Consider the following 15,811-nt stretch of genomic DNA (forward strand, 5'->3'; position numbering starts at 1 on the left):
ACTAAGTATTATTTATGTTCTATTGTTCTTTGTATGAAACTTTACCTTCTAACCACTCTTCTACAGCTAATGCTTGAGCTTTTGGAAGTTTTTCATAAAATTTAGATACTTCTATTTGTTCTTTATTTTCAAATACTTCATCTAAACTATCATTGTAAGTAGCGAACTCTTCCAACTTGTCAACCAACTCATTCTTGATCTCTGTGTTGATTTGGTTTGCTCTCTTAGCAATTATAGTAATAGCCTCATAAATATTTCCTGTAGGCTCTTCAATCTTACTTTTGTTATAAGTAATTGTGTTTACTGGAGCATTTGTTTTCTTTAAATCCATCTCTTTCGCTTAAGTTATTTTGAAAATTTTGCTAATTCTTCTTGTATATTTTCAAGCATACCATCTGCTTGCTTTTTGTATTTTGTTTCGGCATTAAAACGAACTAATACATCGTACATTGATTTTGCTGTATTCAGACGTTCTTCCATTTTATAATGCACACTGTTCATTGCTAATTTATAAGCTGAATCAAACTTATAAAACAACGCGTCTTCTTTATACTTTGTACCTGGATAATCATAGATAAAATTATCTAATGCTACGATAGCAGCATTGTAATTTCTAGTCCAATCTCCAATCGTATTTAACTGCTTTGCATTCTCATAAGTCTTTCTCTCAATCTTCTCATTCATCTCTTGCATAATTGAATTAGCTTCAAAAACAAAAGTAGAACCTGGATATTGATCAATAAACTTTTGTAATTTATCTATTACATCATATGTTACTCTTTGATCTAAAGAATAAACAGGTGATAATGCAACACCAGACTTAATCTCTTTTAAAAGAGCTTCCTCTCGTTTCTCACTTCTTGGATATGTAGCCGCAAAGTTTTTAAAACGGTGCCCTGATAATTCATAGTCTTTTGTCAAATAAGTCGCTTCAGCGAAGTTAAAAAACATATCTTCTGCTTTAGGATTCGCTCTATAGACAGTCTCTAATTGCTCATAAAGACGAATAGCATTTCTATATTTCCCCTTCTCAAAAAACTGATTTGCTACTTCTTTTTTGTATTCATAATCCTCTGATTTCAAAGCCTTTTGCATTGGTCCGCAGCTCGCTATTGAAAGCATAAGAATAGATAAACCGATATATTTTTTCATAAATGTTTTTCGTTGTTTTTGACAAAAGCATTTCCAAGATAGTCCTGTAAAAGCAAATGCAAATTTAAATTAATAATTGCATTATACAAAAAGCTTTTTATATTAAAAAGAAAAGATGTCTAAAATGACATCTTTTCATATAAATCATTATTCCTTAAACGATTAAACTACTGGGTTATTATTCGCTTGTTGGTTAAAGTTTTTAATATCATTATCGAATAAATATAAACCTCCTTTATCATCTCCAATAAGGTTTATCTTATCTAGAATTGTACGCGCTGTAGCTTCTTCTTCTATTTGTTCTGATACATACCATTGTAAGAAATTATGAGTCGCATAATCTCTCTCTTCTAAAGCTATATGTACTAAATCATTGATGCTTTTTGAAACAAAAACCTCATGATCAAACAGTTGCTTAAACAACGCTTTAAATGAAGTATGATCTAACTCAGGCTTTGTTACAGCTGGGATAACAGCTTGCCCTCCTCTTTGGTTAACATATTTAACCAACTTAAGCATATGTTGACGCTCTTCGTCTGACTGTGCAAACATAAAAGTAGCAATCCCTTCAAACCCTTGAATCTCTGCCCAAGAAGCCATTTCTAAATAAATCTGAGAAGAATCCCCCTCTATTTTAATCTGCTCATTAAGCGCTTTTTCTAACTTTTCTGATAACATAACTTTCTTTTTTTAATTCAGTTTTTTAATTTCTTTTTCGATTCTTGAAGCCAAGTCTGTATCTACATTAACTAATGGCAAGCGAAGTGTATTTTGCATCACTCCTTCTAACTTTAAGATCTCTTTGATTCCTGCAGGGTTTCCTTGTTCAAAGATCATATCAATAATTGGCATTAACTCATATTGTAATTTAAATGCCTCTTTGATATCTCCTTTTAATCCTAAGCGAATCATATCTGTAAACTTCTGAGGAACACCTTGTCCTATCACCGAAATAACTCCTGCTCCACCAGCTAATACTAAAGGTAGTGCTATTGCATCATCCCCTGATATTACTAAAAAGTCTTTACGAGTACTTTGACGGATTAATTCCATCCCTTGTACCATACTTCCTGCTGCCTCTTTGATACCAATGATATTCTTAAACTCATTTGCTAAACGAACCACAGTGCCTACTGCCATATTACTTCCTGTTCTACCAGGTACATTGTATAAAATAATAGGTAATGGACTTTTCTCTGCAATCATTTTGAAGTGCTGATAAATTCCTTCTTGCGTTGGTTTATTATAATATGGCGACACCGATAATATAGCATCAAACCCTTCTAAATTCTCCTGTGTTAATTCTTCTAATACAGCATGTGTATTATTTCCTCCCACTCCTAATACTAATGGCAATCTTTTCTTATTAGCCTTTATTACGGTACGTTTGACTAACTGTTTCTCTTCCTTACTAAGAGTCGCTGATTCCCCAGTAGTTCCTAATACTACAAGGTATTCTACCCCTCTTTCTATTGTAAATTCTACCAAATTCTGTAATGCTACTACATCTACAGAAAAATCGCTGTTAAATGGCGTTACTAATGCCACTCCCGTACCAATAAGTGATTGCATAGTTCTTTTAATTATTAATTTTTAAAAACGTTAATATATTTAAATAAATTGTCTACAAAATTCTCTACATCTAATCGCTCTAAAGCTAAACTAAAATGATTCAATTGTGTATTTTCTGAGGAAACTCCCACTTTAAAAATAGCATTGGACTTTGATGTCACCCATAATAAAGGCAAAGCCTGATTTGTATAATAACTAATCAATAAATCACATTTCTTTTCAACAAATTCAAGTACTTCCTTATTCTCCGTACTCCCTGTTAATGTGAATTCACTCATCCCATACAGGTGTTCCTCATTATTCTTCTTGCTATCTTTTGCATAAACCAAGAAATGTATTTTTGTACTTGGTATTCCTTTTCTTTCTAAACTTTTAATCAAATCTGGAATAACCTTAGCCTCTGCTTTATCTACTACAATACCTACTTCTTTAAAATCATATTTAAAATCGTCCGGTACTGCTTTTAATATTGACTTTTCTACTACTTTTTGAAGTGATCTTTTCTTTAAAGTATTAAACCACATATAAGTTACTGTTTTTGTAAAGATAAACAAATAGCTAATTACGCAATACTACTTTTAACATCGAATTATTGAATTAACGCAATAAACTCCGCTTCTGTTAATATTTTAATACCTAGTTTATTCGCTTTTTCCAACTTAGATGGTCCCATTTTATCTCCTGCTACGACATAGTGAGTCTTAGAAGTAATAGAACTTCCTACTTTTCCTCCATGATCTTCGATAGCTTGTTTAATCTCATCACGAGACATTTGTTCAAACACCCCAGATACCACTAATGTCTGTCCTAGTAGAACATCTGACACTACTGTAGACTCCTTTTCTTCTAACACAAATTGTAGACCATACTCTTTTAATCTAGCAATTATTTCTTTATTAACATCACTACTAAAGAAGTCTATTACACTTTGTGCTATTCTTTCACCAATCTCATCTACTGTTATCAACTCCATTAATGGAGCTTCTGCCAGAGCATCTATTGTCTTATAATGATTCGCTAACTTTTTAGCCACAGTCTCTCCTACATAACGGATCCCTAATGCGTATAATACACGTTCAAAAGGAATCTGTTTAGAAGCTTCTATACCATTTATCAGATTATCTGCAGACTTCTCTCCCATGCGTTCTAAACCTAGAACATCCTCTTTCTTTAACTCGTATAAGTCAGCGTAATTCTCTACTAATTCATTCTTGTATAACAGTACCACAGTTTCTTCTCCCAGACCATCTATATCCATCGCCTTACGAGAGATAAAGTGTTGTATTCTACCCGCTATTTGAGGTGGACATCCATACACATTTGAACAATAATGCTGTGCCTCCCCTTCATTTCTCTTTAACTTAGTACCACATTCAGGACATTCCTTAATATATACTGTACGTTCAGAATCAGCTGGTCTAGCCTCTAAATTCACACCTACTATTTTCGGAATAATCTCTCCTCCTTTTTCCACATATACAGAGTCATTCACACGAATATCTAACTTCGCTATCTGATCAGCATTGTGTAAAGAAGCACGTTTCACTATCGTTCCTGCCAATTGTACAGGTTCCAAGTTTGCTACAGGAGTTATAGCACCTGTTCTACCTACTTGGTAAGAAATAGAGTTCAATACAGTCTCTGCTTGTTCAGCTTTAAACTTATATGCTATAGCCCATCTCGGTGCTTTAGAAGTATATCCTAATTCATCTTGATAATGCAATGAATTAACCTTGATCACCACACCATCTGTCTCATAAGGAAGTTCATGTCTATGAATATCCCAATAATTTATAAACTCTAATACTTCATCAATATTCTTAGCTAACTTAGAGATAGTAGGAACTTTAAATCCCCATGCTCTAGCTTTGTCTAAACTTTCATATTGTGTTGTTACTCCTAGATCACTTCCTACTATATTATAAAGTAGACAATCCAAAGGACGTTTTGCAACCTCAGCGCTATCTTGTAATTTCAAACTACCAGAAGCGGTATTTCTTGGATTAGAATAAGGCGTCTCTCCGATTTCTATCAAATCTTGATTCATTTTTTCAAACCCTGCCAATGGCAATACTATCTCTCCACGAATATCAAAACTCTGAGGGTAATCTCCATTTAATCGAATAGGAACTGATCTAATTGTTCTAATATTATTAGTCACATCATCCCCTTGTACTCCATCACCACGTGTCACTGCTCTTACTAGTACTCCATCTTCATACGTAATCGTAATAGAAGCTCCATCATACTTTAATTCACAAGTAAACTCTACTGGCACATCACCTAATACCTTCTGTACACGTTGTTCCCAGTCTAACAAATCTTCCTTAGAATAAGAGTTATCTAAAGAATACATTCTATAACGGTGTACTATAGTATCAAAGTTTTTAGTCACCGTACCTCCTACTCTTTGTGTTGGAGAATTAATATCAAAATATTCTGGATGAGCTAACTCTAACTTCTCTAATTCTTTTAATTTCTGATCAAAATCGAAATCTGAAATCGTTGGATTATCCAACACATAATAATTATAATTATGTTCATTTAATTCTTTGCGAAGTAAATCTAATTGTGCTTTAATATCCATTTTTTAAAACGATTACAGTTTCAACATTTCTTTAAATTGACCATATAAATGACCATCACTCAGAATAGCTCCTTGTTGGATTAGACTAAAGATCTCTTCATTGCGATTCTCTCCAAAGCTTTTTCCTCCATGTCTCACTTCCACATCTTCTGTAAACACTGCATCTGATAACCATTGCAGTCCTTCTTTACTTAAAAGATCTATATCAGATTGTTTACTCTTAATTACGATAGTCTTGATTTCTTTATCGTCGAAACCGAACAAAAATATATGGCTCTTAGAATAATGTTCTAAGTATTTAGCATTCGTCAGTACCCCTTCCCAAATTAAATCTGAGAAAATATCTAACTCTTGTTCTGCTACTTCTGGCTTTTCTTCTTTTATCTTATCCCATTCATTCTTATCTATCTGCTGTGCAGCTAAGAAGTTAATAAACTCTGGGTGTAATTCTTCAAACTGCTCTTTCGTAAGCCTACTGTATTTCATAATATAAATTGCATTTGAAACAAAGATAATACCTTCATTTCAATTCGTATAATGTGATAAATTAATTCTGTACTATCTCTGCTAAAGACTTTTTCATAGACACTGCATACTTTAACGGCACATAATCTGCCTCCACAATATCCATTTCATAAAATGACAACGTTCTTACATCAAAAATGAATGTACCCACTGTTACTATCCTATCTTCATAATTCTCATAAATAGTGAGTTGATAGTAATTTCCTCTTTTATTAGAACCATCATTCTTTGCATTCGGAGACACATCTACTCTCACCACTACTCCCGTACCTCCATTAGCAATTACAGCCTTATTGAAGTCTTCACCTAAATAGTCTTTAGCCGCAGTAGTCTTTAACGCAGCTAATACTGTCTCTAGCCCATCTTTACTAACAGTTATCTTATTCGACTCATCCATTAGTGTAACAGCTTTCTTATTGTCGATCTTAAATATCTTTTCAGTACTCTTTAGAATAGCAGGTTCTTGCTCGTATAAGTTCTGCCATGGTGTAGTTGTATCTTCTTCTTCTACCATATTTTCATTAGTATTCTCATCTGTTACCACTGTTTCTATCACCTCTCCTTCTGTTCCAGAAGTATCTTTATCCTCTTTACAAGCAAATAAAGATAACCCAATAACAACTATACCTAAAACTCTCACTAATCTATTCATAACTACTTTTTCTTTTAAACACTACTAAATCGACTACTTACTCCCTATAAATGAAGTATTAAGCTATTTTTCACAGCTTAGTTTTATACACTTCCAAGATACAAAAAAACACTAGTAATCAACCAACCTCTCACACATAATTTAGCTAAATTATATAGCAAAAAAAAAGACCTCCCTAATGGAAGGCCTTTTCTATATATAATCTTTTAAGACTATTCTTGCTCAGCGATTACTTCGTAATCAACTTCAACGATTACATCACGGTGTAAACGAACGTTAGCAGTATATTTACCTAAACGTTTGATAACTCCTGAAGTGATGAATTTTCTGTCAACTTCTTGACCATTTTTAGCGAAAACGTCAGCGATATCTGCATTAGTTACAGATCCGAATAATTTTTCACCACCAGCTTTAACAGCAATCTTGATTTCTAAAGCTTTTAACGCCTCAGCGATAACTTTAGCATCAGCTACTAATTTAGCTTCTTTGTGCGCTCTTTGTCTTAAGTTCTCAGCTAATACTTTTTTAGCAGATGGAGTAGCTAATACAGCCATCCCTTGAGGGATTAAATAGTTACGTCCGTATCCTGGTTTAACAGTTACTACGTCATCTTTAAATCCTAACTTTTGAACGTCTTGTTTTAAGATAATTTCCATTGTTGATGTCCTTTTTATAAGAAGTTAGGTTTCACGAATGAAAACCAACAACTTTATGATTTGTTATTATTTTAATAAATCAGCTACGTATGGCATTAAAGCTAAGTGACGTGCTCTTTTGATCGCTACAGATACTTTTCTTTGGTATTTTAAAGAAGTTCCTGTTAAACGACGTGGTAAAATTTTACCTTGCTCGTTAACGAATTTTAATAAGAAATCAGCATCTTTATAGTCGATGTATTTGATTCCTGATTTTTTGAAACGACAATACTTTTTAGTTTTGTTTGTTTCAATGTTTAAAGGCGTTAAATATCTGATATCTCCGTCTTTTTTTCCTTTTGCAGATTGCTCTATACTTGACATAACAATTAAGCTTTTTTAGATTTTAATTTCTCTCTTCTTCTCTCAGCCCAAGATACAGCGTGTTTGTCTAAAGCTACAGTTAAGAAACGCATAACTCTTTCGTCACGTCTGAATTCAGTCTCTAAGTTGATGATGATATCAGCAGGTGCTGTGAATTGGAATAAGTGATAAAAACCACTTTTCTTGTGTTGGATTTCATAAGCTAATTTTTTTAAGCCCCAGTCCTCTTTAGCTACCATCTCAGCTCCTCTAGAAGTAAGAAATTCTTCGAATTTCACTACTGTTTCCTTTATCTGAGTTTCAGATAAAACGGGATTCAAGATGAAAACAGTTTCATAATGATTCATAAATACTAAATTTTATTTGTTACAAAATTGGGTGCAAAAATACAACTTTATACATACTATCCAAAACTAATTTGATCTTTAATAAAGTTTTTTTCACTCCCTCTTATTTATCTTTCTATTTTCTTGTCTAATAATGCCTCTGCTCTCTGATACATTCCTTCTATAGATAATACATCTAAATCAGGGTGATTTCTCAACCACTTCGCATTTAACTCTACGATATCCTCTTCTAGATTATAGAAGTCATCATTCTTCAACAGATCTCTTGTAGGATTAGTACCGAAGTAATCCGACTCACAGAAAGCCTCTAATACAGTTTCGTCAATATTATTTAAAACCTCAAGTTGCTTCTTTAAAAGAGCTAAGTTTTGTGTAGCTCCTATTTTCTCTAGCCCATCAGCTATAATAGCAAAAAACTCATAATCTGCCTGAGTATTCCAAACAATCTGAGAGAAGTTTCCATTCTTATATTGAGCTAAATAATAATCAAGATAATAACTTAGGATTGCATCTGGGTGAACTGTCTCTTCCATTAATCCTCCTTCTTCTCTTACCAAGTTAATAAATGTGATATTTGAATAAACGATATCATAAGCCTCTTGACTATTAAATGAATCTTGTGATACTACAATTTTTAATTCCATACTATTATTTCTTTTTTATAACACTTCTTTTACCTTCTAAAAAGACCGCTAATAGAAATCTACATTAGCGACTACTTTCACAGAGCGATACTGTCCTATCGCTTCAAAACTTTTCAATATTTTTCGAACATTCTCTTTTGTCTTTATCAGAGGTACATTCTGAGGAATTTTAATTAAAATCACTCGTATATATTGATTACGTATCCTATTAATCGCAGGCTCTTCTGGCCCTAAAACAGGTACACCTAACTGCTCCTTCAGGTTGTTATACAACCAAAATGAAGCCTCTTTTAACTTCTCGAACTCTTTATGTCTTAGTGTCAGCTTAACTAATCTATAGAATGGAGGATACTTAAAGTTATATCGCTCATACATCTGCTCTTTATACATTCCCATATAATCATAATGAGTCACTTGCTGTATGATATTGTGATACGGATTAAATGTCTGAATGATCACCTTACCCTTTTTATCCTTTCTCCCTGCTCTCCCTGCTACCTGCGTCATCATCTGATATGCCCGCTCATGCGCTCTAAAGTCAGGATGATACAAACTGTTGTCCGCATTCATTATTCCGACCAAATTCACATTATCAAAATCAAATCCCTTCGCCAACATCTGCGTTCCGACTAGAATATCGATTTGTCTCGCTTGAAAGGACTCTACTAATTTCTCAAAGCCATACTTTCCTCTAGTTGTATCTTGATCCATACGCGCAATACGCTTATTCGGAAACAACTCTTTTAATTCTTCCTCTACTTGCTCTGTACCAAATCCTTTTGTATTCAGATCCACACTGTGGCATCTAAAACACTGTTTGGGCATCGGTAGCGTAAAACCACAATAGTGACACCTCAACTCATTTTTATACTTGTGATATGTCAAACTCACATCACAATGAGGACATTCTGGTACGGCTCCACAAGTCATACACTCTACGACAGGAGAGAAACCTCTTCGGTTCTGAAACAGAATGACCTGCTCCTCTAACGACAACGCCATATTTATCTCATCGATCAACTGATCTGAGAAATGCCCTGTCATCTGTTTGCGTTTATATTTATCTTTTACATCTACCAAAACAATCTCTGGCAAGACTACATTGGTATAGCGCTTCTTTAATTCCACTAAACCATACTTGCCTTGTGTAGCGTTGTAATACGTTTCTAAGCTCGGTGTTGCAGATCCTAAGACTACTTTAGCATTATGCTGTTTTGCCAATACGATAGCAGCATCCCTTCCGTGATATCGAGGAGCTGGATCGTGCTGTTTATAGTTTCCTTCTTGTTCTTCATCTACCACTATTAATTGTAAATCTTGAAAAGGCAAGAAGACAGATAACCTTGTACCGATAACCACTTTTGCTTTTTCAGACTTATTCAATACCTGATCCCAGACTTCTAATCGTTCATTGTGAGAATACTTTGAGTTATACACCGCTACTTCATTTCCAAAATAACTAGTCAACCTCATCACTAATTGTGTTGTAAGCCCTATCTCTGGCAACAGAAATAATACCTGTCCTTCATTTGCCAAGTATTTCTCTATAAGCTTGATATATACTTCTGTTTTACCAGACGCAGTTACACCGTGTAGTAAGACGACATCTTTCGTTTCTAATGACTGTCCAATCTCCCAAAGAGCTTTACTCTGCTCATCACTTAACTCGATAATATCTTGTACTGCATCCCCGAAGATCACACGATCTTGGTTTAAGTAATAATCTTCAAATATGCCTTTATCAATAAGCGCTTTGACTACTCCAGATGTAGATTCTGATTCTTCTACTAACTGTTTGACTGTAATCGGCTTTTTATGTACAGCCTGCAATTGAAAATATTTTAAGATCATCTCTCTTTGCTTTTCAGCACGAGAGACTACTTCCATCAAATCTGCCAGACCATTCTCAGCCAAGTATTGCTCCGCTAGTTTGACATATCTAATCTGTTTCGGCTTATACTTCTCCACCATCTCTTCTTGTAAGAATATCATCTTCTTTTCTAGAAGAGAATTAATCACAGGGAAGACCTTCTTTCGGTTCAGTACTGCTATAATCTCTTCTACTTTAAGAATAGACTGTACTTGAAGTGCCTCATATATTAAATATTCTGCATCATCTAATTCTTCTGCTTTAATAGTACTATCCGGATTATACTGTATAAGTGTCTCACTTTCTAAAAGTAACTGTGATGGCATAGCACTCTTATACACATCCCCTATCGTACACATATAGTAGTCTGCTATCCACTTCCATAAGCTGATCTGTTTCTCAGTGACAACAGGAGTCAGATCTATAATCTCATTGATTTCTTTTGCCTCATAATACTGAGGTATTCTATTGTGTTTTTCGATTACCACGGCCGTATATACTTTAGAACGACCAAAAGGAACAGCTACGCGCATCCCTACTTGGATAAACTCGTATTCTGTCTCACTTACAGCATAAGTAAACGTAGGGTCTAAAGCTAATGGAACAATAACCTCAACAAAGTAATTCATACTAATAGTACTATTTTTTAGAAATCAATAGTTACAAAGATAATCGCTTTATTTTTATCTCATCCCATCAGTACTATATTCGCTCTTATTTATCGCAAGATACAGTCAAATACATCAATTAAAAAAATGAGCCCAGTAAAAACTGAGCTCATTATACTTATAAAGTTATACTATTTACTAGCTTCTTCTATCAACTCAAGACATCTCTCTTCTGACAGATCTAAGCGAGCTCCAATTCTATAGAGTGTTTTAATATCACGCTCTAACAATTCCCCTTCTTCTAAAAATATCTTAACCTCTTCTAGAAACTCTGACTCTTCTTCTGTGAAATTTTCAGAAAACTTTCCACTTTTAGCCAAATCAATAACTTGATTTATCCATTCCTCAGACAAATCTAATTTCCCTCCAATTCTATATAATGTCTTAATATCACGTTCTGATAGTTTACCTTCTCCTTCATCTAGAAATATTTCAACCTCTTCTAAAAACTCAAGTTCCTCATCTGTAAAATCTTCTTCATCATTTTCCAATACTTTCATATCCTCAGAAAAGAGATCTATAGACTTAAATTGTACATCTATCCTGTAAACTTTTTTAGTATTTCTACCTGATTCTGTACTTTTAAAATCAGAGTAATCTACATTCGCTTTTATTTTACCTAAAAAGAGATTAACACTTACATTTACTTGAGTCATTTGATTTGCTGTTAAAAACTGATCTCTTTCTGAAGATAGTTCTTCTGTGAAACTTAGTAAATTCCCATTCAATCTTTGTTTTGCTAATCTTTGCCATGAAGACTCCTGATCATACCATACTAAATCATTAGGTACATGTGGATAGTGTATAGGATCTAATACTTGCTCTTTAAATGCCGCTAAACTATTTTTATTTCTCTCGTAATCCTCTTGATTCTTATTGTAATTAACACTTCCTCCCTGCTTCATAATCTTCGCTTCCACCCCCACATTAGTATTCGTTCTATTCTTACTATAACTACTATCTTCACAAGCATCAAGAATAGAAATTCTTGTAGCTCCAAGGCATTGTAATAAATAGATAAATTCTCCAATTTTACTTTCCAACAAATGATCTTCAAAATTCTCTACAGGTAAATATAACTTACTATTAGTAGGATGTCCTATATAAACAGTATTCTTTATAGGGTGATTCTGAGGAAAAACAATATCTGGCAGTTTCTTTATGTTCAATACAGTTAGATCATCGTGCTGAAACTTCTCATCACTATCAGAAACAAAAATCAACTTTCTGTCTTTATAGTTTAAATTCGTAAAATTCTCTAGATATTCACTCTCTCTTGTATTTACTGTCTCAAAACTATAATATCCCGTAACTTCCTTATAAGGGTAAGCTTCTAAACCTTCTTTAAAAAGCATATTTCCTTTATAAACTTCACCTTTAAAATAATAACAATCTCCTAATAACAAACTAGCTCTTCCATACCAATATTCATCTTCACTCTCCCCTGTACTATTTATTAAATCTTCTAAAATAGGTATCGCTAAATTATCTTTATCTAACCAAAATAACGCATATGCTTTATCATACATATGACTGTAGAAATGTTTTAATAAACTTTCAAACTCCTCATTTATTCTTAATGCATCTTCGTAATCTTCCTTCTCAATAGCCTCATTATAAAGAGCTCTGTACTGTTCCAGTTTTTCAAGTCCTTCTTGATCTTTTTTAATTATACTATCAAAAAACTCTTCTAATAATCTCTTTTCATTGTAATTGCTAAAATCCTGTCTCCCAAAAAAATTTGCAGATACACATATTATTCTATTTTCTGATTTAAGTTTAAAATCAATAGTATTACTTTTACTAAATTCAAAACTTTCTATATCGTCATAATATATTTCTTCATATGAGTTTTTAGCTAAAGTTTCTCCTTGTTTAAATTCTCTCCTAAAAAGCGATATTCTATCACTTAATACTAATAATGAATAATACTCATAATTTTTATTTTTTTTATTGTCTGCTAAAAACAAACCAACAGAAACCCCGATTAGTGATATTGGTAAGGAGTTATTAGACCAAGCTAATTTTCCATATTCATAATATATATTATTAAATATCATTAGAATAGTTTCACTTGTAGTTATAGCATGTTGACGACTAACCAAATTAATAGTCCCACTTTGAAACTTAGAATTTAAATTTTCATAAGTAGCAAACCCACTACTATCAACATCTCCTTTTGTAAACTCATTAAAGAAGTTTAAATCTTTAATTATATCCTTAATTATATCCTTAATTATATCCTTAATTATATCCTTAATTATATCACTATCCATAAAATTATTTTTAAATCATTACACAACGAAAATAATTTCATTTTAACATCAATACTAAAACTATTTAGCCAACACCACCAAAAACTGAGTAAAGATCATAATCAAGTTCACGGTTAATATATTGAGGATTAAAAACAAACTAATCACATAATTTTCAACTTTTTAAAACCAAATATCATCATTATTAAAAACACTTATCCTTAAAACTACTTTCTCTACTACAGACTATATACATTTTGAAAATGTATATAAACATAATTCCTACCAAATGTTGATGAAGATTATTACACAATCCTTTTTCCAAAAAATAAATCCTTCTAATCCACAACATATAACATCTCCTTGCTCCTTGTAGGTATACGCAATACCCCCTATTGGTGTTGCCGCAGATTTCTAATCTGTGATGTATAACACATAAAAAAAGCATCACTTTTTTTACTCCCTAAAAACAACACAAATCATTATTAATCAACAACATAAACCAAAAACAAGCATTCTTACACTAATTGCCCAACACTTCCTAACAGCAGTGTGCATAAGCAGTTATCGCATTTCCTTCAACACTTCTTCAACAATACCCCAAGATTGCTCTACTAGAAGGCTTGTTTGTTGAAGCAATGTTGAAGAAGTGTTGTAGGGGTGTTGAAGAGATAGAGTCTATGAATAATGATATACTTACTAGTGATTAGACAACTATAATAACTCGCTTTACTCCCTCTTCTCACATCGATTATATACCGTACAAGACTTCTAGCTAATAAAAAAGGCCATTAGCGAATGCTAATGACCTTTATATCTTTTAATATTATTTTAGATAATCTGTCTCAGTATTATAAAATAACGGTTATAAATACTTCACCTATCTTTAATCTGCTTTTTTCCACGTCTGTGTTCTTCCTATCAGAGATAATCCGATATACCCTCTTACATCTAGCTTATCCTTTCCATTTAGTTTCACAGTACATTTATACTGTTTACCACTTTCAGGGTCAGTGATTTTACCACCTGTATATTCACTTCCTTTTTTCTGTAAGTCTTTAATGATAACAAGCCCTTCAATAGGTTTTCCTTTCTCATCTCCTTCACAGTTATCACATTTTGGGTTAGGTTTAGATGGGTTTAAAAGTTTCTTTACCTGTCCGTAATATTTACCGTCTTTCTCGTAAATTTCAACAATAGACTTCTCTTTTCCTGTACTATCATCTATCGTTTTCCACTTACCTACTATACTTTGTGCATGTGCTGATAAAGACACAGCTAACACCAACACAATTATCGTTAAAAAATTTCTCATAGTTCAGCGTTTAATTTTAAGGTTATAACCCAAATATAGCTATTTTTTTGACTTTAATTTATTTATAGCTAAATTTAATTCAAAACCTAACAATAGAATCATACAGTTAATCCACAAATAGAACATCACTACTAATAACGTCCCAATAGAGCCATATAACTCGTTATATCGGGCAAATCTCAATACATATACCCCAAAGAGATAAGAAGTAAGAATGTAAAGAATAGTGGTAAATACAGACCCTATAGAGATGAAGGATACTTGCTTGGTCTGCTTGGCTCCGAACTTGTATAATATAGAAGTAGTCATCAGTACTACTAACAATAAGAATATACTTCTAGACCACTGTATCAACATAGAATCTAGGTTAAACTTATACATCACAACCTCTAGTGTCACAAAGAATGCAACAGAGAAAATGACTAATATCGCTAGACATACAGATAAGACTAATGCGACAAGATACTGTCTAATCAGATTGCGAGAAACAATAATGTGATACGAAGACTCAAACCCTCCTATGATCGCAAAGACTCCATTAGTCATTAAAAATATAGATAGCAGGAATCCGGATGATAGTAACGAGCGATAACTGTTATTCATAATATCGCTCAGAATAGACTCTATCGCACCAAAGGTATTCGGAGGGACAGAACTCTCGATAAACTGCATAAAGTCTACCTGAAAATTGTCTATCGGGATATAAGGAATCAAGTTCAGTATAAAAAGTGCAAACGGGAATAACGCCATAAAGAAACTGAAGGCGATAGACCCTGCCCTATAGGAGAATGCTCCTTTTATAATCCCTAAGACATATAATTCTATTAAATCATAAAGAGAATACCCTTCTAACACCTTAAAACGAATACATTTTAAAGTCCGGACTATTGTACGTATGACAGGTATTCTGTCTAATCTTTCTTCTATTTCCTGCGACATTTAATCTCTTTTCTTTTTATCAAGCTATTTTTTAGGATGTGCTATATTCCCCTTAGTCGTATCATAACCTTTATGATCACGCTTAAAGAAAAAGCCCACTGCCATAATCAAAAATAAGGCTACTACTATTACTATTCCAATGGTCTTATAGGTATTTACTAAATGTTCTGAATCAAACATCTCAATTCCCCAAAAACCTAAAATAACATATAATGCTGTTATTAATACTAAGATACAAACTATAAAACCGATAATATACTTCATAC

The 15,811-nt window shown here is 33.1% G+C and carries 17 protein-coding genes; all 17 read right to left on the reverse strand.

Translation table 11 applies throughout. The annotated features are described in order from the left end of the window. Positions 1 to 19: 19 nt before the first annotated feature. The gene (locus MPR_RS14500) at positions 20 to 331 is read right to left on the reverse strand and encodes a DNA-directed RNA polymerase subunit omega (RefSeq protein WP_006260223.1); all 312 of its coding nucleotides are present in this window, start codon (positions 329 to 331) and stop codon (positions 20 to 22) included. Between the two features lie 14 nt (positions 332 to 345). After that, positions 346 to 1,152 (reverse strand): outer membrane protein assembly factor BamD, encoded by an 807-nt coding sequence (locus tag MPR_RS14505; protein WP_041893733.1) that lies wholly within the window; start codon positions 1,150 to 1,152, stop codon positions 346 to 348. 162 nt (positions 1,153 to 1,314) lie between these two features. Further along, entirely contained in the window at positions 1,315 to 1,830 is a 516-nt protein-coding gene (locus tag MPR_RS14510; RefSeq protein WP_041893736.1) for a ferritin, read from the reverse strand. 12 nt (positions 1,831 to 1,842) lie between these two features. Next, on the reverse strand, positions 1,843 to 2,724 hold the full coding sequence (gene dapA / locus MPR_RS14515; protein ID WP_041893738.1) for a 4-hydroxy-tetrahydrodipicolinate synthase: 882 nt from the start codon (positions 2,722 to 2,724) through the stop codon (positions 1,843 to 1,845). A gap of 14 nt (positions 2,725 to 2,738) precedes the next feature. Then, positions 2,739 to 3,248 carry a DUF6913 domain-containing protein gene (locus tag MPR_RS14520; protein ID WP_041893741.1) on the reverse strand — a complete coding sequence of 170 codons (510 nt, stop codon included), beginning with the start codon at positions 3,246 to 3,248 and terminating at the stop codon, positions 2,739 to 2,741. Between the two features lie 65 nt (positions 3,249 to 3,313). Next, positions 3,314 to 5,311, reverse strand: a complete 1,998-nt coding sequence (gene ligA, locus MPR_RS14525; RefSeq protein WP_041893743.1) for an NAD-dependent DNA ligase LigA — start codon at positions 5,309 to 5,311, stop codon at positions 3,314 to 3,316. A 12-nt stretch (positions 5,312 to 5,323) separates the two neighbouring features. Beyond that, on the reverse strand, positions 5,324 to 5,797 hold the full coding sequence (locus tag MPR_RS14530) for a DUF6495 family protein (protein ID WP_006260230.1): 474 nt from the start codon (positions 5,795 to 5,797) through the stop codon (positions 5,324 to 5,326). A 61-nt stretch (positions 5,798 to 5,858) separates the two neighbouring features. Further along, positions 5,859 to 6,488, reverse strand: coding sequence for a hypothetical protein (locus MPR_RS14535; protein WP_041893745.1), 630 nt, complete (start codon positions 6,486 to 6,488; stop codon positions 5,859 to 5,861). 212 nt (positions 6,489 to 6,700) lie between these two features. Then, on the reverse strand, positions 6,701 to 7,144 hold the full coding sequence (gene rplI, locus MPR_RS14540; protein ID WP_041893748.1) for a 50S ribosomal protein L9: 444 nt from the start codon (positions 7,142 to 7,144) through the stop codon (positions 6,701 to 6,703). Positions 7,145 to 7,210: 66 nt separating this feature from the next. Continuing rightward, positions 7,211 to 7,507: a 30S ribosomal protein S18 gene (gene rpsR / locus MPR_RS14545; protein ID WP_006260233.1), complete on the reverse strand. Its 297-nt coding sequence runs from the start codon at positions 7,505 to 7,507 to the stop codon at positions 7,211 to 7,213. A gap of 5 nt (positions 7,508 to 7,512) precedes the next feature. Then, positions 7,513 to 7,854, reverse strand: coding sequence for a 30S ribosomal protein S6 (rpsF, locus tag MPR_RS14550; RefSeq protein ID WP_006260234.1), 342 nt, complete (start codon positions 7,852 to 7,854; stop codon positions 7,513 to 7,515). A 107-nt stretch (positions 7,855 to 7,961) separates the two neighbouring features. After that, complete coding sequence (locus MPR_RS14555; RefSeq protein WP_006260236.1) at positions 7,962 to 8,498, reverse strand: DMP19 family protein; 537 nt, start codon at positions 8,496 to 8,498, stop codon at positions 7,962 to 7,964. 48 nt (positions 8,499 to 8,546) lie between these two features. After that, positions 8,547 to 10,997 carry a replication restart helicase PriA gene (gene priA / locus MPR_RS14560; RefSeq protein ID WP_041893751.1) on the reverse strand — a complete coding sequence of 817 codons (2,451 nt, stop codon included), beginning with the start codon at positions 10,995 to 10,997 and terminating at the stop codon, positions 8,547 to 8,549. Positions 10,998 to 11,167: 170 nt separating this feature from the next. After that, on the reverse strand, positions 11,168 to 13,312 hold the full coding sequence (locus MPR_RS14565) for a tetratricopeptide repeat protein (protein WP_041893753.1): 2,145 nt from the start codon (positions 13,310 to 13,312) through the stop codon (positions 11,168 to 11,170). Between the two features lie 865 nt (positions 13,313 to 14,177). After that, complete coding sequence (locus MPR_RS14570; protein ID WP_041893755.1) at positions 14,178 to 14,606, reverse strand: DUF2147 domain-containing protein; 429 nt, start codon at positions 14,604 to 14,606, stop codon at positions 14,178 to 14,180. A gap of 39 nt (positions 14,607 to 14,645) precedes the next feature. After that, complete coding sequence (locus MPR_RS14575; protein WP_006260239.1) at positions 14,646 to 15,545, reverse strand: YihY/virulence factor BrkB family protein; 900 nt, start codon at positions 15,543 to 15,545, stop codon at positions 14,646 to 14,648. 24 nt (positions 15,546 to 15,569) lie between these two features. Then, complete coding sequence (locus MPR_RS14580) at positions 15,570 to 15,809, reverse strand: hypothetical protein (RefSeq protein ID WP_041893756.1); 240 nt, start codon at positions 15,807 to 15,809, stop codon at positions 15,570 to 15,572. Positions 15,810 to 15,811: the final 2 nt, after the last annotated feature.

This window comes from Myroides profundi (assembly GCF_000833025.1).
Classification (GTDB): domain Bacteria; phylum Bacteroidota; class Bacteroidia; order Flavobacteriales; family Flavobacteriaceae; genus Flavobacterium; species Flavobacterium profundi_A.